This is a genomic window from uncultured Tateyamaria sp., assembly GCF_947503415.1.
Classification (GTDB): Bacteria; Pseudomonadota; Alphaproteobacteria; order Rhodobacterales; family Rhodobacteraceae; genus Tateyamaria.
This window is the reverse complement of record NZ_CANNDS010000001.1, coordinates 43,434-57,544: the sequence shown is the minus strand read 5'-3', so window position 1 is coordinate 57,544 and position 14,111 is coordinate 43,434. Positions and strand designations below refer to the sequence as shown.

18 protein-coding genes are annotated in these 14,111 nt (G+C 60.1%); 8 read left to right on the top strand and 10 right to left on the bottom strand.

Translation table 11 applies throughout. The annotated features are described in order from the left end of the window. Nucleotides 1-44: 44 nt before the first annotated feature. From Q1A32_RS00320 to Q1A32_RS00310, 3 genes are all read right to left on the bottom strand, one after another. Nucleotides 45-488 carry a MaoC family dehydratase gene (locus tag Q1A32_RS00320; protein WP_299647972.1) on the bottom strand — a complete coding sequence of 148 codons (444 nt, stop codon included), beginning with the start codon at nucleotides 486-488 and terminating at the stop codon, nucleotides 45-47. An 88-nt stretch (nucleotides 489-576) separates the two neighbouring features. Then, complete coding sequence (locus Q1A32_RS00315) at nucleotides 577-1,449, bottom strand: TIGR01459 family HAD-type hydrolase (protein ID WP_299647969.1); 873 nt, start codon at nucleotides 1,447-1,449, stop codon at nucleotides 577-579. 111 nt (nucleotides 1,450-1,560) lie between these two features. Next, on the bottom strand, nucleotides 1,561-2,481 hold the full coding sequence (locus Q1A32_RS00310) for a manganese-dependent inorganic pyrophosphatase (RefSeq protein ID WP_299647966.1): 921 nt from the start codon (nucleotides 2,479-2,481) through the stop codon (nucleotides 1,561-1,563). Nucleotides 2,482-2,779: 298 nt separating this feature from the next. Here Q1A32_RS00310 and Q1A32_RS00305 point away from each other — a divergent pair, with 298 nt between their 5' ends. Both Q1A32_RS00305 and Q1A32_RS00300 read left to right on the top strand, forming a co-directional pair. Further along, nucleotides 2,780-2,953: a hypothetical protein gene (locus Q1A32_RS00305; RefSeq protein WP_299647963.1), complete on the top strand. Its 174-nt coding sequence runs from the start codon at nucleotides 2,780-2,782 to the stop codon at nucleotides 2,951-2,953. Between the two features lie 62 nt (nucleotides 2,954-3,015). Then, the gene (locus Q1A32_RS00300) at nucleotides 3,016-3,690 is read left to right on the top strand and encodes a DUF2161 domain-containing phosphodiesterase (protein WP_299647960.1); all 675 of its coding nucleotides are present in this window, start codon (nucleotides 3,016-3,018) and stop codon (nucleotides 3,688-3,690) included. 8 nt (nucleotides 3,691-3,698) lie between these two features. On the opposite strand, the gene Q1A32_RS00295 is transcribed toward Q1A32_RS00300, so the two are convergent. After that, on the bottom strand, nucleotides 3,699-4,694 hold the full coding sequence (locus Q1A32_RS00295; protein ID WP_299647957.1) for a TraB/GumN family protein: 996 nt from the start codon (nucleotides 4,692-4,694) through the stop codon (nucleotides 3,699-3,701). A 213-nt stretch (nucleotides 4,695-4,907) separates the two neighbouring features. Between Q1A32_RS00295 and Q1A32_RS00290 the strand changes: the two genes are divergently transcribed. Both Q1A32_RS00290 and groL read left to right on the top strand, forming a co-directional pair. Beyond that, a complete protein-coding gene (locus Q1A32_RS00290; protein ID WP_299610746.1) occupies nucleotides 4,908-5,195 on the top strand; it encodes a co-chaperone GroES in 288 nt (95 codons plus the stop codon). Nucleotides 5,196-5,247: 52 nt separating this feature from the next. After that, nucleotides 5,248-6,888: a chaperonin GroEL gene (gene groL, locus Q1A32_RS00285; RefSeq protein ID WP_299610749.1), complete on the top strand. Its 1,641-nt coding sequence runs from the start codon at nucleotides 5,248-5,250 to the stop codon at nucleotides 6,886-6,888. A 169-nt stretch (nucleotides 6,889-7,057) separates the two neighbouring features. On the opposite strand, the gene Q1A32_RS00280 is transcribed toward groL, so the two are convergent. Further along, nucleotides 7,058-7,591, bottom strand: coding sequence for an AAA family ATPase (locus Q1A32_RS00280; RefSeq protein WP_299647954.1), 534 nt, complete (start codon nucleotides 7,589-7,591; stop codon nucleotides 7,058-7,060). A 236-nt stretch (nucleotides 7,592-7,827) separates the two neighbouring features. Between Q1A32_RS00280 and Q1A32_RS00275 the strand changes: the two genes are divergently transcribed. After that, on the top strand, nucleotides 7,828-8,373 hold the full coding sequence (locus Q1A32_RS00275; RefSeq protein ID WP_299647951.1) for an AAA family ATPase: 546 nt from the start codon (nucleotides 7,828-7,830) through the stop codon (nucleotides 8,371-8,373). On the opposite strand, the gene Q1A32_RS23940 is transcribed toward Q1A32_RS00275, so the two are convergent. Further along, nucleotides 8,283-8,837: a DUF2306 domain-containing protein gene (locus tag Q1A32_RS23940; protein ID WP_366141218.1), complete on the bottom strand. Its 555-nt coding sequence runs from the start codon at nucleotides 8,835-8,837 to the stop codon at nucleotides 8,283-8,285. The genes Q1A32_RS00275 and Q1A32_RS23940 overlap by 91 nt on opposite strands. A 144-nt stretch (nucleotides 8,838-8,981) precedes the next feature. On the opposite strand from Q1A32_RS23940, the gene Q1A32_RS00270 reads away from it, so the two are divergent. Continuing rightward, nucleotides 8,982-9,830: a DMT family transporter gene (locus Q1A32_RS00270; RefSeq protein ID WP_299647948.1), complete on the top strand. Its 849-nt coding sequence runs from the start codon at nucleotides 8,982-8,984 to the stop codon at nucleotides 9,828-9,830. Here Q1A32_RS00270 and Q1A32_RS00265 read toward each other — a convergent pair. Further along, nucleotides 9,796-10,248 (bottom strand): NUDIX domain-containing protein, encoded by a 453-nt coding sequence (locus tag Q1A32_RS00265; RefSeq protein WP_299647945.1) that lies wholly within the window; start codon nucleotides 10,246-10,248, stop codon nucleotides 9,796-9,798. The two genes, Q1A32_RS00270 and Q1A32_RS00265, sit on opposite strands and share 35 nt — an antisense overlap. 70 nt (nucleotides 10,249-10,318) lie before the next feature. Here Q1A32_RS00265 and Q1A32_RS00260 point away from each other — a divergent pair, with 70 nt between their 5' ends. Together Q1A32_RS00260 and Q1A32_RS00255 are read left to right on the top strand one after the other, a co-directional pair. Beyond that, complete coding sequence (locus Q1A32_RS00260; protein WP_299647943.1) at nucleotides 10,319-11,089, top strand: triacylglycerol lipase; 771 nt, start codon at nucleotides 10,319-10,321, stop codon at nucleotides 11,087-11,089. After that, entirely contained in the window at nucleotides 11,076-12,215 is a 1,140-nt protein-coding gene (locus Q1A32_RS00255; protein ID WP_299647940.1) for an alpha-D-ribose 1-methylphosphonate 5-triphosphate diphosphatase, read from the top strand. The genes Q1A32_RS00260 and Q1A32_RS00255 overlap by 14 nt, the downstream gene beginning before the upstream one ends. Here the strand turns inward: Q1A32_RS00255 and Q1A32_RS00250 are convergent. The 3 genes from Q1A32_RS00250 to Q1A32_RS00240 all read right to left on the bottom strand — a co-directional run bounded on the left by Q1A32_RS00250 (nucleotide 12,212) and on the right by Q1A32_RS00240 (nucleotide 14,058). Next, nucleotides 12,212-13,279: a 5-(carboxyamino)imidazole ribonucleotide synthase gene (locus Q1A32_RS00250; protein WP_299647938.1), complete on the bottom strand. Its 1,068-nt coding sequence runs from the start codon at nucleotides 13,277-13,279 to the stop codon at nucleotides 12,212-12,214. The two genes, Q1A32_RS00255 and Q1A32_RS00250, sit on opposite strands and share 4 nt — an antisense overlap. Then, nucleotides 13,272-13,766, bottom strand: coding sequence for a 5-(carboxyamino)imidazole ribonucleotide mutase (gene purE, locus Q1A32_RS00245; protein ID WP_299647935.1), 495 nt, complete (start codon nucleotides 13,764-13,766; stop codon nucleotides 13,272-13,274). The genes Q1A32_RS00250 and purE overlap by 8 nt, the downstream gene beginning before the upstream one ends. Nucleotides 13,767-13,833: 67 nt before the next feature. Then, nucleotides 13,834-14,058, bottom strand: a complete 225-nt coding sequence (locus Q1A32_RS00240) for a YdcH family protein (RefSeq protein WP_299610775.1) — start codon at nucleotides 14,056-14,058, stop codon at nucleotides 13,834-13,836. Between the last annotated feature and the right edge of the window lie 53 nt (nucleotides 14,059-14,111).

Here is a 14,111-nt window from a genome sequence, read left to right as displayed (position 1 = left end):
GGACGAGGGGTTGGGCCCCGCCTTTCCCTTACCAAAACAGCGGCTTAGTCGAATTTGCGGGATGGGGCCAACACGGTCGCTTCGCCCACCAGAACCTTCTTGCCCTCGACCGAACAATGGCAATCCAGCTTCACCCGCCGCTTGGAAAAGTCGATGTCGATCACCTTGACCTCGGCATAGACCATGTCGCCCGGGCGCACGGGGGCGAGAAACTTCAACGATTGGCCCATATAGACCGTGCCATGTCCGGGCAGCTGTTCTCCGATCACGGCAGAGACCAGGCCAGCCGTCAGCATTCCGTGTGCAATGCGCCCCGCAAAGATCGTGTCGCGGGCATAGTCATCGTCCAGATGCACCGGATTCCGGTCCGTGGACACCTGCGCGAACATCTCGATGTCTTCGTCCGTCACGGTTTTGCGCAGGTGACGGGACATGCCCATTTCGATGTCTTCAATGCAGATCGTGCCGCGGGGCAGGTTGTCCAACATGGCTGGCTCCGGTAATTTTCTGACCGCAAGTGCGGCGCATACGCAACTTAATGACTTTGCATGCGCAGAAAATCAAGGAAAAAGAAGGTCAGCGCAGATGCCCTATTGCGAAGGTCGGAGACGACATTTCCGTTTCAAGATAAGCGCTTAGCGCATCCGCGTCCGGTTGGTGCGACGTTTTGGTTTCCGCTGCTGCCAGCCCGCCCGAGATGAACAGGGAATCAATGTCCTCGCCCATCGCGCCCGCAATGTCGGTCAGAACGCCGTCGCCGATGGCCAGGATTCCGCTGTCAGGCACGTCCACGCCCAGTTCCGCCAACCGCCGCCGGGCGAGATCATAGATGGGAGGATGGGGTTTTCCGAAATACAGGCTTTCCCCGCCCATCTCGGTATAAAGCTTCGCCAACGCGCCCGCGCACCACTCGCGCACCTCGCCCCGGTCCACGATGATATCGGGGTTGGCGCAGAGCAGTTTCAAGCCCAATTGCTTGGCCATCAGAAACTCGGGGCGCATCACATCCGGGTCCGCCATCGGGTCGCGCGGGCCGGTGCAGACGATGCCTTCGGCTTCGTCAAGCGGCACCATCTCGATCTTCACCGGGTCCTTGATCACCCCGATGGGTTCAAAGAATTTCTCTTCCCCCGGCTGCCCGATGAAATGCACTTTGGTGCCGACAATCCCTCGAAACATGGCCGCACGCGCACTGTCGCCAGAGGTGGCAATCGTGTCCCACGCGTCATCGGGCACGCCGAAATGCACCAGTTGTTTGGTCACGCCGGCACGAGGCCGGGGGGAGTTGGTGACCAGCACGACCTTGCCGCCTCTGCTGCGGTACTCCTGCAGGGCTGCCACCGCCTCGGGCAGTGCATGCACGCCGTTGTGCACGCAGCCCCACAGGTCCACGAACAACGCGTCATAGCGGTCGGAAATCTCGGCCAGCGAGGATACGATCTGGGCCATCAGTGCACTCCGTCTTCAAAAAAGTAAGGCGGACCCATGGTCCGCCCATCCCGCGGCACCATAGGCCACGGCGCGTTAAATGTAAGGCGGAGGTGTCCTCCGCCCACCCGGTCACACCTTGAGGTTCGGAATGATCTGCTTCTTCCGGCTCATGATGCCGGGCAGCACAACGGTGTCCCCAGACACGGTCGTGTCAAAGCTCTTCTCGGCCACGCCCTTCACCCGGTCATTGGGGATCAGCATGGTGGCTTCCTCGTTCAAAATGTCGACGACGAACAGCAGAACCTCGTCCGCGCCGTCCTCTTTTGCCACGTCGACCATGGAGGCCATCAGGCTGTCCTTGCGGTCCAGCACCAGCTTGGGCGCAGTGGTTTCCAGCACGGACACGCGGAACTGCGTGCCGTCCACGGCGTATTCCTTGCTGTCCATGCGCAGCAACTCGGCGTCGGAAAACGCGGACACATCCGACTTCGCCTCGAACATCTCGGACGCATAGGCCGACAGGTCCACGCACAGATCCTTGGCCAGATCATGGGCAATCGCTTTGTCTTCCTGCGTTGTGGTGGGCGAGCGGAATTCAAGCGTGTCGGACAGGATGCAGGACAGCATCGCGCCTTTCACGCCTGTGGGCATCTGCGCCATGTCCTTGCCGATCATCTTCCACATGATGGTGGCGGTGCAGGCCAGCGGCTCGATCCGGATGTCGATGGGGCCCTTGGTTTCCAGCCCGCCGACCAGCTTGTGATGGTCGATGATGGCGGTGATATCCGCATCGTTGATGGCGTCGGGCAGTTCGGCCGGGTTGTTGGTGTCCACGATCACCACGGGCTGGTCTGTGTCCACACTGTCGATGATGCGCGGCTTGGGCAGGTCCCACTTCTCAAGGACAAAGGCCGCTTCGGTGTTGGGCTCACCCAGCAAGACGGGTTCGGCTGCGACACCCTTGATCTCGTTCAGGTACCACGCCCAGATGATGGGCGAGCCTGTGGAATCGGTGTCAGGGGATTTATGGCCAAAAACAAGCGTCGACATGCGAATGCGTCCTTTGAGAGGAGAGAATTTCGCGCCCTTATAGCAACCTCTGCTGACGTGTCACGGGGGCGGCAGGGGCGCAATTGTCGCGGCGGCCAAACCGGTGTATCATAGGGTCATCAACACGAGGAGTACTCTGAAAATGAACAATCTGGTCTGACCGCCACACCGTTCCGCGCCGCCTGTGCGCATTTTTCAGAGGAGTGTTTTCCAATGGACAAGCCTGCCTGACCCGCATTCGCGGGGATCGTTCTGCATTCTGTGCAGTCCCATCCATTTCAGACAGAAGGGGCACCTCATGCCCAGATCCAAGAAACCCGCCCGCAAACCGGGCGACACCCGTACCACGTCCAAACCTCGCCAACCGGTGGCTGAGCAGCGCAATCTGAAACGGCATCCGGATCATGCCGCGCGCGGTCAGATCAGGGGTGGCCGTCCGCCACGCTTCCCCGGGCGCACCGGCGGGCGATAAGACTTGCCAACGGCCCCGTGCGAGGGTTTCTTCGCACGGGCCAACCTTGTCGGACCAATCACGTGACCACCCGCGAAATCGACCTTTACCCCGCCGTCAAAGCTTTCCTTGAGGGGCAGGGATACGTGGTGAAGTCAGAAGTGGGGGCTGCAGATGTCGTGGCGATGCGCGGTGGAGAGCCCCCGGTTATTGTTGAGTTGAAGCTCGGCTTTTCGCTGGCCCTCGTGCACCAATGCGTCGCCCGAATGGGCGTCACCGATGACGTTTACATGGCGGTGGAGCGGGGCAAGGGGAAGCGGTTCCAGAAGGCGGTCAAGGACATGACGCGGCTGTGTCGGCGCTTGGGCCTCGGGCTGATGACTGTGCGCTTGTCGGATGATCTTGTGCAGGTCCATTGCGATCCGGGGCCTTACGCACCGCGCAAGAATGCAAAACGGCAAGGCAAGCTTCTCAAGGAATTTGCAGCCCGACAGGGTGACCCCAACGATGGCGGGCAAACCCGCGTTGGTCTTATTACCGCCTACCGACAGGACGCCTTGAAGCTGGCAATGTATCTTTACGAGGCGGGTGCCAGCAAAGGCGCGGACGTGGCACGCGAAACCGGAGTGACGCGGGCCACCACGATGATGCGCGATGATCACTACGGATGGTTCGAAAAGGTCGAAAAGGGGGTCTATGGCCTTACCCCGAAAGGTGCCGAGGCGGTGGCAGGGTCAGGTCAGGCCTTGGGCAGCTGAAAAGCGGGTCAAAAGGGCCGACGCTCCAACGCGAAGCCGCGTTGTGAGAGTTGGTTCAGCAATCCTGTTTCGCCGGACAAATGTGCCGCTCCTACTGCGATCACAATGTCCTCTTCGGCACGCTCGTCGATACGCTGCATCCACATCAGATTGCGCTGATCCAAAAGTGTTTCCATCATGTCATCGAACAGTGCCTCGAACTCTTCCGGGGGGAATTCGATCTGGTCGCGCGTGTAGACGCGGGAAAAGGCCAAAAGCGCGCCGTGCTGTTCTTCGAAATAGGCTGCGATGGTGGTGGCCATGGCATCGTCGACCGTATGCTCCATCTGTGCAACGAGGGGGAGAAAGCGCACCTGCTCTTCAATTGGGTCAGCTGCCAGCAGGTCAATGACCTCTCGGTGGGTCTCAAGGGCAGCAATAGGCACGTTTGCCTGCACGGCCTCTGCCATGATCATTTTGTCCAACCCAACCTTGCCTTCATGCAGGTCCGCCATGGCACAGGGGGCGATGGCGAGGGTCAGAGACAAGAACCACGGCTGGTACTTTGCCGCCATGAAAGGTGGAACGCCACGTTTCTGCGCTGCCTCTGCCAGAGCCGCCCATACCTCCGGCGATACGCGTTCAATCAGGCTGGGACCCTCGGTCAGAAATGCGACGGTCGGGTCGGTCGCGATAGTTCTCAAAAGTGCGGCTTCTTCGTCGCTCGTGATTTCGACCAGCAACAGGTCTGCGGTTTCGATGGTCGGGGCCAGGCGCCGGACAACAGGTGCCATCCGTGGATCATGCAAGTGCATTGTGCCGACCACCGTGATGGTTTGATCCCTGCGTGTTGCGCGCCAGTGATTGCCTTCGGCAAAGGGCAGGGCGGCCGTGCGGTTCGCTATTTCTGACTGCGCGGCGGGCTCGAGAAGCGGGCGGACATCGACGCCCGAGCAGGCCGCGTGCACCATCGCGGGCAACAGCAACACAAACGTATAGACAACATATCTGGCTAGTTTTCGCATCGTGCCCTGATCCCTTTTGGGAAAGGCTATGCATTAGGGTGGCCATTGCCAAGGTGACCGTGCAAATGCGCGGCAGATTTTGCAGTGTCACCCGGTTGACTCATGCCGGTCGCTTCCTTACCTACGCCTCGTTATCACTCGGATACGATGAGTGCTAACGGCCCCGAAACCGGGGTCAGGGAGTAAAACTTTGAGCCTCAAGGAGCTGCAAAGATGGCATTGAAACCGCTTCATGACCGCGTGCTGGTACGCCGCACGGAAAGCGAAGAGAAAACCGCTGGCGGATTGATCATCCCCGATAGCGCCAAGGAAAAGCCAAGCGAAGGCGAAATCGTGTCCGCAGGCCCCGGTGCCCGCAAGGACAGTGGTGAGCTGATCGAAATGGGCGTCAAAGCCGGCGACAAAGTGCTGTTCGGCAAATGGTCCGGCACCGAAGTCAACATCGACGGCGAAGAGCTGCTGATGATGAAAGAATCCGACATCATGGGGATCATTGAGTAAGCGCGCGTCGCTTCTCTGATCCTCTTCCCCACATTCTCAAAGGAGATAACACATGGCTAAGGACGTCAAATTCGACACAGATGCCCGCAACCGCATGCTGAGCGGCGTAAACATCCTCGCTGACGCAGTCAAAGTCACGCTGGGCCCCAAAGGTCGCAACGTGGTTCTGGACAAATCCTTCGGCGCGCCCCGCATCACCAAGGACGGTGTATCGGTCGCCAAGGAAATCGAGCTGGAAGACAAGTTCGAGAACATGGGCGCGCAAATGGTCAAAGAAGTGGCCCAGCGTACCAACGACGAAGCAGGTGACGGCACAACGACCGCCACTGTTCTGGCCCAAGCCATCGTCAAGGAAGGCATGAAATCGGTTGCCGCTGGCATGAACCCGATGGACCTCAAGCGCGGTATCGATCTGGCCACCTCGAAAGTGGTCGAAGCGGTTAAATCCGCGTCCCGCGAAGTGTCCGACAGCGCCGAAGTTGCACAGGTCGGCACCATCTCTGCCAATGGCGAAAGCGATATCGGCCAGCAGATCGCAGACGCGATGCAGAAAGTCGGCAACGAGGGTGTGATCACCGTCGAAGAGAACAAGGGTCTGGAAACAGAGACCGATGTTGTCGAAGGCATGCAGTTCGACCGCGGCTACCTGTCGCCTTACTTCGTGACCAACGCCGACAAGATGACAACCGAGCTGGAAGACTGCATGATCCTGCTGCACGAGAAGAAACTCTCGTCGTTGCAGCCCATGGTTCCGCTGCTCGAGTCTGTGATCCAGTCGCAGAAACCACTGATGATCATCGCGGAAGACGTCGAAGGCGAAGCGCTGGCGACCCTGGTGGTCAACAAGTTGCGCGGTGGCCTGAAAATCGCTGCCGTCAAAGCCCCCGGCTTTGGTGACCGTCGCAAGGCCATGCTGCAGGACATCGCGATCCTGACAGGCGGTCAGGTGATTTCCGAAGACCTCGGCATGAAGCTGGAAAACGTGACCATGGAAATGCTTGGCACCGCCAAGCGCGTTCAGATCACCAAGGACGAGACCACAGTCATCGATGGCGCTGGCGAGAAAGCCGAGATCGAAGCACGCGTTGCCCAGATCCGTGGCCAGATCGAAGAAACCACGTCGGACTACGACCGTGAGAAGCTGCAAGAGCGCGTTGCCAAACTGGCGGGCGGTGTTGCTGTGATCCGCGTCGGCGGCATGACCGAAGTTGAAGTGAAAGAACGCAAGGACCGCGTCGATGACGCCCTGAACGCAACCCGCGCTGCTGTGCAAGAAGGTGTTGTTGTCGGTGGTGGCGTTGCTCTGGTTCAAGCCGCGAAATCGCTCGACGGTCTGGAAGGCGTGAACAACGACCAGAATGTTGGCATCAACATTGTACGCAAGGCCATTGAATCGCCCCTGCGTCAGATCGCTGAAAATGCTGGTGTCGACGGTGCCGTGGTTGCGGGCAAGATCCGCGAAAGCGATGACCTGACCTTTGGCTTCAACGCGCAGACCGAAGAATATGGCGACATGTTCGCTTTCGGTGTGATCGACCCTGCGAAAGTGGTGCGTACAGCTTTGCAAGACGCCGCATCTGTTGCGTCGCTGCTGATCACCACAGAGGCGATGGTTGCCGACAAGCCTGCCAAAGACGGCGCACCCGCCGGTGGCGGCATGCCTGACATGGGCGGCATGGGCGGCATGATGTAAGCCACCCAAGACGGCACCAAGCCGACTTGTCATAATACTGAAAAGCAAAGGCCCCACGAGGGGCCTTTGTCATTTTTTGCGAATGAAATGCCATTAGACTTTCCAAAGATGCATCGAAGCCGGACGCTGATTTTATATCCGCAATACCGAAGAGTGCTGTGCGCCGGCCCTATTCACCCCCGACCCTTTGCAGTACGAAATCCGCCCGTTCCTGTACTGTCACTTTGGGAAGCATCACGACCTCGTAGCCCAAGTCTTGCAGTGAGGAGTTCAGCTGCTCGAATTCCTGAACCGCAGCCTTTATGCCATGGCGACGGTCTTCGTCCTGCACAAATATCTCCGGCCAAGGCGGGGCGAGGAAAACGGTCCTGTCATAATGCCTATGCGTGCCAATTGTATCCCTGACGCATGACCCTGAGGCGGTTTGCAGACCGACGGCCGCGTCTACCAAACCTCGGTCGAAAAAGATAAGACCCGTCTCGCGCTCAGCCATAATCAGATCTGATCGCGCCATTTCCATCGCGCGGCGGGCAAAGGCTTCTGGATTGAACCAAGGAAGCGCTGCCCCGACCCCCGCCTTTTCCTCGGCTACAATACGTCGTCCGGGCTCCGGAACAGTCGCAAAACCTCGCTTCCCAAGCTCTTCCAGCAAAGTGGACTTCCCGCCGGACGAACATCCTGAAATGAGAATGCGCCGGTTCATGGCATTCCCCGTTTTCTGCAAAAGGTCATATTTTGGCTCGTATCATAGTCACTCTGTATTGCATGCGCGCCAGTCCCAGCATGATGATGTCAAACGCTCCCAACCAACTCTTATGAGGTGCCTGGAAGGTCCACAGCCATCGCGGAAAGGCAGAGATACGCCCGAAATAGAGCTGCTCAAGTCTCAGCCATGTTGCGGTCTTGCGCGCACTTGTACCTTGCGCCACCCTTGGTCACATGCAGCGCGTCATGATCATAGGACAGCCCGGTTCGGGCAAATCGACACTTGCGCGTCGCTTGGGTGACAAGACATTCCTTCCGGTCATCCATATCGATCATATCCACTGGAAATCTGGGTGGGTTGAACGCGACCGTGCCGACAAAACCCGCATGACGCTTGAGGCCAGCAACCGGCCTGCATGGATATTCGAAGGGGGACACAGCAAGACGTGGCCCGAACGGCTTGCCCGCGCAGACACGCTGATCTGGCTTGATCTGCCACTTGGCCTGCGGGCACGTCGAGTGTTGTGGCGGACGTTGCGCTCTTACGGCAAGACCCGCCCGGATTTGCCGGACGGTTGCCCCGAACAGATCAGTCTGGAATTCTGGTCCTGGATATGGCGCACGCGCCACTCTGCGCGGGTCAACATGCGTGCTCTGTATGACGGCGCCCCTGCGGACAAGACCAAGTATCACTTCACGTCGAAAGCGCAGGTGAACGCGTTCCTGTCGGACCTCGGTACAGCGCTTGCGGTGGGAAACCTCGGCATTCCACACCGTTGATTTACGACTTCAGCCGTTCGGCCCGGACCATGACGACGAGACCAACAGACACCGTTACCGCAATAAACGCAATTCGCGATTGGCATCGACGGTCCAAAGGTCAACTGTCCCAGCAACCGCTGCGGCAGGAACGTAAACCCACCAGCGATCAGCAGCCCGGCAGCATAGAGTGACTGCATATGCGCCCCGTGCACTTGCATCCGGCGTGGACGTTGCCGGATCGCCCGCAGGCCCAGAAAGACTGAGATCAAAGTCCATACCGACAGCAGGTGGATTGGGCTCGGCCCACCGTTAAACAGCTCCGAGATGAAGAAGGAACTGACAGCGCCCACCACCATCAAACCTACCCACAGCCGACCCGCGATCCGGTGAGATCGCGTGCCCTTGGGACGCAACAGAACAAAAGCACCCAACAGAAGTGCTACGGTGACCGCGCCCAAGTGCACCCAAATGGCCGGTGTCATTTCCGAAATCAGCTCAAGGCGCCGCTCCATGCAGGGGCTCCAGATGAAAGGATTGGCAAAATCGTGATGGAGTGTTCGGTCTGGTACAAGCGTTTTTTGAACCGCCCGCCTGTCCATCCTTGGCGAAGGATGCAAAGTAGGACTATGCGCCTGATATTGCTTACTTGCCTCACCATGATTGCCTTTGCCGCCAATTCGGTTCTGAACCGAATGGCAGTAGATAGCGGGGCCATCGACCCGTCCAGCTTTGCGATGATACGTGTTCTGGCGGGCGCTGTGGCGTTGTGCATGATTTTGACAGTTCGCGGCGGTGGGTTGCCTTTGAGGGAACGGGGGCGGGTCGTCGGCGCTCTTAGCCTCGCAGCCTACATGATCGGGTTTTCGCTGGCTTATGTCACGCTCGACGCGGGCCTTGGTGCGCTGATCCTATTTGGGACGGTGCAGGTCACAATGTTCGGCTGGTCCGCTCTGCGGGGCGCCAACCCAACCATGCGACAGATGGCCGGCGCTGGTATCGCCTTTGTGGGTCTCCTCATCGCGCTCTGGCCCAAGGATGGTGCTGCCGGTGGCATCTCCGGTGCAGTGCTGATGGTGGTCGCCGGGCTCGGGTGGGCCGCCTACACGCTTGTTGGCAAAGGGGCCAAGGACCCCCTGGCGGCCACAGCCGCGAACTTCGTTCTCACCTTGCCAATCCTCGCTGCTCTGTTGCTTGGGGCGGGGCTGCACGCAGCACCATCCGGAATCGCGCTCGCCATCATCTCGGGCGCGGTCACATCCGGCCTTGGCTACGCCCTGTGGTACAGCATACTGCCTAGGCTCGCTGGGCAAGCGGCGGCCGTCATCCAACTGAGTGTACCGATCATTGCCATCGCTGGCGGCGCGCTCTTGCTTGGCGAAGCGCTCACACTCAGCCTCGCTTTTGCAGCGGCCCTTGTAGTCGGTGGTATCGCGGTGGCGGTCACCGCATCAATGGTTCCAACGGATCGTAGCTGACGCCCGGGTTGCCAAATGCCACGGCCCCAAGGCTGTCAGGTTTATGAGGCACCTGCGCCATTTCCTGCGCGGTCAGCCAACGGCGCTCGGTCACCACAGCCTCGCTGTCATGCCAGACTTCCGGGCGCAGGGTCCCGGGGACAACGGTGCAACGAAAGAACACCTCCACCTGATGAAACTGGCTGGGTGCGTCGTGGTATTCATTGACCAGACACGGCGCGCCGACCTCGATCGTCAAACCTGTTTCCTCATGCACTTCACGGGCCAGGTTCGCAGTTAGGCTGGCGCCCACCTCGACCCCGCCACCGGGGGCGCACATCAGGTCGCTCTTGTCGGTGTGCCATGCGTTGACAAGCAACAGTCGCCCATCTTCGACAATGACAGCACGCACGGCGAGACGCGGAGATTTCGGGCGCATGAGCAAACCTTTCCAGATGCGACGACGCGTTATCATTCCATAAGCGGCTCCAAGGGGCTATCTGAAAGGTATGAAATGGATTGCTGCCCTTGTTCTGGCCCTTCTGGCCACCACTGCCCGCGCCGATTGCGTGGTGTTGCTGCATGGCTTGGCTCGGACTGAAACGTCCCTGCTGGTCATGGAACAGGCGCTGCTTGCCGATGGCTATCGGGTTGTGCGGCCCGGCTATCCGTCAACAACCGAAACGGTAGAAACGCTCGCGCTTGACGTCATGCCCCGCGCGGTGGCGGCATGCGGTGACGACACCGTCCATTTCGTAACCCATTCCATGGGCGGCATCCTTGTCCGCTACTGGTTGGCATTTGCACAAAGGCCCGAAAATCTGGGGCGCACGGTGATGATGGGCCCGCCCAATCGCGGCAGCGAGGTCGTAGACGAGTTGGGCGATCTTGAAGCCTTTGGCTGGTTCAACGGCCCTGCGGGGCGGCAGCTTGGCACTGGTCCGGCCAGCCTGCCGCGCAACCTGCCCGCCGTGGACTACCCGGTGGGGATCATCGCGGGGGAGCAATCGCTCAACCCCTATTTCTCGTCCCTCCTGCCGGGGCGGGACGATGGCAAGGTGGCCGTCATCTCAACCCCGGTTGCGGGCATGACGGATCACCTCGTGCTGCCTGTCACACACACCTTCATGATGAATAATCCCAATGTCATCGCACAGGTCCTGACCTTTCTTGAGAATGGCAAGTTCGACCGTGACTTACGCTGGGTCGACGCGGTCTTGGAACAGCTTGGCTGCCCCGAGGGTGACTGCTTTGCCGGGGACGACGATGATCGCAATTGATCTGGTCGGGGGAGACGTGCTGATGCCCTCCGGCCTTGAAAAGACGCGCCTGTCGATGGCCGAAGGTGTCATCGCAGATCGCCCAAAGGGCCGAACCGTAGACCTGAGCGGCTACCGGATCCTGCCCGGTATAATTGACGTGCATGGCGACGGGTTCGAACGGCACATGGCCCCGCGCCGGGGCGCCATGAAACAAATGAACGAAGGCATCGTCGCCGCCGAGGCTGAGATCGCCGCCAATGGCATCACCACTGCTGTTATGGCCCAGTTCGTCAGTTGGGAGGGCGGGCTGCGTAGCCTGGAATTCGCGGATCAGGTTTTCAATGCCATGATCGCAACCCGCGGCGATGTGGTCACCGACCTGCGCCCACAACTGCGCTTCGAGACGCATATGCTTGATCTTTATGCCGATCTGCCCGCGCGCATCACCGACTGGCAGGTCGGGTATGTCGTTTTCAACGACCACCTTCCCCATGACCGTCTGGCCGAAGGGCGCAAACCGCCGCGTCTGACAGGGCAGGCGCTGAAGGCAGGGCGGAACCCGGATGTCCACTTTCAGATGCTTCTGGATATGCATGCGCGGGGGGGCGAGGTGCCACCGGCGCTTGATACCCTCTGTGCAACGCTCAATACACAAGGTGTGCAACTGGGCAGCCATGATGACCAGACGGCAGAAGAGCGCGCGACATGGCGGGCTCGCGGGGCGCAGGTTGCCGAATTTCCCGAAACGCCTGAGGCGGCAGAGGCCGCGCATCACGGCGGTGATCTGGTGGTACTGGGATCGCCCAACGTGGTGCGGGGCGGCTCGCACAAGGGCAACGCATCCGCCCTCGATCTGATCGCCATGGGGCTCTGCGACGCCATCGCGTCGGATTATCACTACCCTTCCCCGCGCCGTGCTGCGCTGATGCTGGCCAAAAGCGGGTTGATGGATTTGTTGGGTGCTTGGGCGCTGGTGTCGTCCGGCCCCGCTGCCGTGCTGGGCCTGACGGACCGTGGCACGCTGGAGCCGGGCAAACGCGCCGATCTGGTGATCCTTGATGATCGCGACCGGGTGGCGGCCACGATGTCAGGCGGCCGCGTCAGTTACATGTCCGGCGACATCGCGCAGCGTTTCGTGGCCTAACCGACAATCCGGTTCACATGGCCCATCTTGCGGCCTTTGCGCGCCTCGGCCTTGCCGTACAGATGCAGCGCCGTGGCAGGATCGCGCGCCAACTCAGGCACCCGGCCCATATCGTCGCCAATCAGGTTCTCCATCACCACATCCGCATGCCGCTTGCCATCGCCCAAAGGCCATCCGGCAATGGCGCGGATGTGCTGTTCGAACTGATCCACGACGCAGCCATTTTGAGTCCAGTGCCCGGAATTGTGCACGCGCGGCGCAATCTCGTTCACGATCAGGCCTTGCGGCGTGACAAACAATTCCACGCCCAGCACACCCACATAATCCAGCGCATTCAGGATGTTGGCGGCCAGCAGCACCGCATCGGTGCGTTGTGATGCACTCAGGCGCGCAGGCACTGTGGTCGTGTGCAGTATGCCATCGCGGTGCACGTTCTCGCCTGGATCAAAGCAGGACACAGCCCCATCTGGCCCACGGGCCGCAATAACTGACACCTCGTGGCTGAAGTCTACAAAGCCTTCAAGGATCGCGGGCGCACCTTGCATCTCGGCCAGTGCCGCTTCTGCGCTCGTAGGGTCCATGATCCGCACCTGACCCTTGCCGTCATAGCCAAAGCGCCGCGTCTTCAAGATGGCAGGCGTGCCGATTTGGGTCAGGGCGGTAGCGAGTGCGGCCATGTCCGGCACGTCGGCAAAGGGGGCGGTTTTCAGGCCCAACCCTTGCAAGAACTCTTTCTCCACCAGGCGGTCCTGACTAACCCGCAAAGCCTCGCGCCCCGGGCGGATCGGCGCGTGGTCTTCCAGCGCGTCCAGCGTCAGGGTGGGGATATTCTCGAACTCGTAGGTGACGACATCGACCGTGGTTGCAAATGCAAAGATCGCGTCATTGTCCTCGTACGGGGCGGTTGTCACCAAGTGCGCCACGTCACCCGCCGGGGGCAGCGCGCCGGGTTCATAGATATGGGTCCGAAACCCCAACCGGCTGGCCGCAACGGACAGCATGCGCCCCAACTGACCGCCACCAAGGATGCCAATGGTGGACCCCTGCGCCAGCGGGTCAGTCATCGCTTGGCACCTCGGGGATGGACGCCGAAAGGGCCTCGCGCCACGCATCCAGACGCGCAGCCAACGCCTCATCCGACACGGCCAGTATGCCCGCCGCCATCAGCCCCGCATTCGCAGCACCCGCCGCACCAATTGCCATGGTCGCCACCGGAAAGCCGCGCGGCATCTGCAAAATGGAATAAAGGCTATCGACACCGCTCAAGGCTTTGGTCTGCACGGGCACGCCGATCACCGGTACGCGGGTCTTCGACGCCATCATGCCCGGCAAATGCGCGGCCCCTCCGGCACCGGCAATGATCACCTTCACCCCCCGGTCCACAGCCGTCTTGCCATAGTCCCACAAGCGATCGGGCGTGCGGTGTGCCGACACGATCCGCGTTTCGTAAGGGATCTCAAGCGCGTCCAGCATCTCGGCCGCCTCGCGCATGGTGGGCCAATCGGACTGGCTGCCCATGATGATGCCAACAGGGGTTTGGGTCTGGGTCATTGTTCGCTGCTCTGAGGTCAGAAAACGCGCAATATAACCAGATCGGACAGGGTGGCAATGCCGACGCTCAGGCGATTATGTCCGGGGTCAGGCGGTCTTCGATGATCGCAATCTGATCCTTCAAGCGCAGCTTTTTCTTCTTCAACCGCTGGATGGTCAGTTGATCGCCGGTAGCTTTTTCCTGCAACGCCTGAATGGCCTCATCAAGATCGCGGTGCTCGCGGCGGAACACTTCAAGTTCAACGCGCAGCACCTCTTCTGTCTTCATGGAGATATCAGAAGGGGCATTCATGGCGCGATTCCAAGCAATTGCGGAGCCTTTAATATAATCACAACCCTGCGATA

Excerpts from the sequence above, each read along its gene's own strand:
- Q1A32_RS23940 (WP_366141218.1), bottom strand. The coding sequence starts at position 8,837 with ATGACACCGGCCATTTGGGTGCACTTGGGCGCGGTCACCGTAGCACTT.
- groL (WP_299610749.1), top strand. The coding sequence starts at position 5,248 with ATGGCTAAGGACGTCAAATTCGACACAGATGCCCGCAACCGCATGCTG.
- Q1A32_RS00305 (WP_299647963.1), top strand. The coding sequence starts at position 2,780 with ATGCCCAGATCCAAGAAACCCGCCCGCAAACCGGGCGACACCCGTACC.
- Q1A32_RS00275 (WP_299647951.1), top strand. The coding sequence starts at position 7,828 with ATGCAGCGCGTCATGATCATAGGACAGCCCGGTTCGGGCAAATCGACA.
- Q1A32_RS00320 (WP_299647972.1), bottom strand. The coding sequence starts at position 488 with ATGTTGGACAACCTGCCCCGCGGCACGATCTGCATTGAAGACATCGAA.
- purE (WP_299647935.1), bottom strand. The coding sequence starts at position 13,766 with ATGACCCAGACCCAAACCCCTGTTGGCATCATCATGGGCAGCCAGTCC.
- Q1A32_RS00295 (WP_299647957.1), bottom strand. The coding sequence starts at position 4,694 with ATGCGAAAACTAGCCAGATATGTTGTCTATACGTTTGTGTTGCTGTTG.
- Q1A32_RS00290 (WP_299610746.1), top strand. The coding sequence starts at position 4,908 with ATGGCATTGAAACCGCTTCATGACCGCGTGCTGGTACGCCGCACGGAA.
- Q1A32_RS00250 (WP_299647938.1), bottom strand. The coding sequence starts at position 13,279 with ATGACTGACCCGCTGGCGCAGGGGTCCACCATTGGCATCCTTGGTGGC.
- Q1A32_RS00255 (WP_299647940.1), top strand. The coding sequence starts at position 11,076 with ATGATCGCAATTGATCTGGTCGGGGGAGACGTGCTGATGCCCTCCGGC.
- Q1A32_RS00240 (WP_299610775.1), bottom strand. The coding sequence starts at position 14,058 with ATGAATGCCCCTTCTGATATCTCCATGAAGACAGAAGAGGTGCTGCGC.
- Q1A32_RS00280 (WP_299647954.1), bottom strand. The coding sequence starts at position 7,591 with ATGAACCGGCGCATTCTCATTTCAGGATGTTCGTCCGGCGGGAAGTCC.
- Q1A32_RS00310 (WP_299647966.1), bottom strand. The coding sequence starts at position 2,481 with ATGTCGACGCTTGTTTTTGGCCATAAATCCCCTGACACCGATTCCACA.
- Q1A32_RS00260 (WP_299647943.1), top strand. The coding sequence starts at position 10,319 with ATGAAATGGATTGCTGCCCTTGTTCTGGCCCTTCTGGCCACCACTGCC.
- Q1A32_RS00315 (WP_299647969.1), bottom strand. The coding sequence starts at position 1,449 with ATGGCCCAGATCGTATCCTCGCTGGCCGAGATTTCCGACCGCTATGAC.
- Q1A32_RS00265 (WP_299647945.1), bottom strand. The coding sequence starts at position 10,248 with ATGCGCCCGAAATCTCCGCGTCTCGCCGTGCGTGCTGTCATTGTCGAA.
- Q1A32_RS00270 (WP_299647948.1), top strand. The coding sequence starts at position 8,982 with ATGCGCCTGATATTGCTTACTTGCCTCACCATGATTGCCTTTGCCGCC.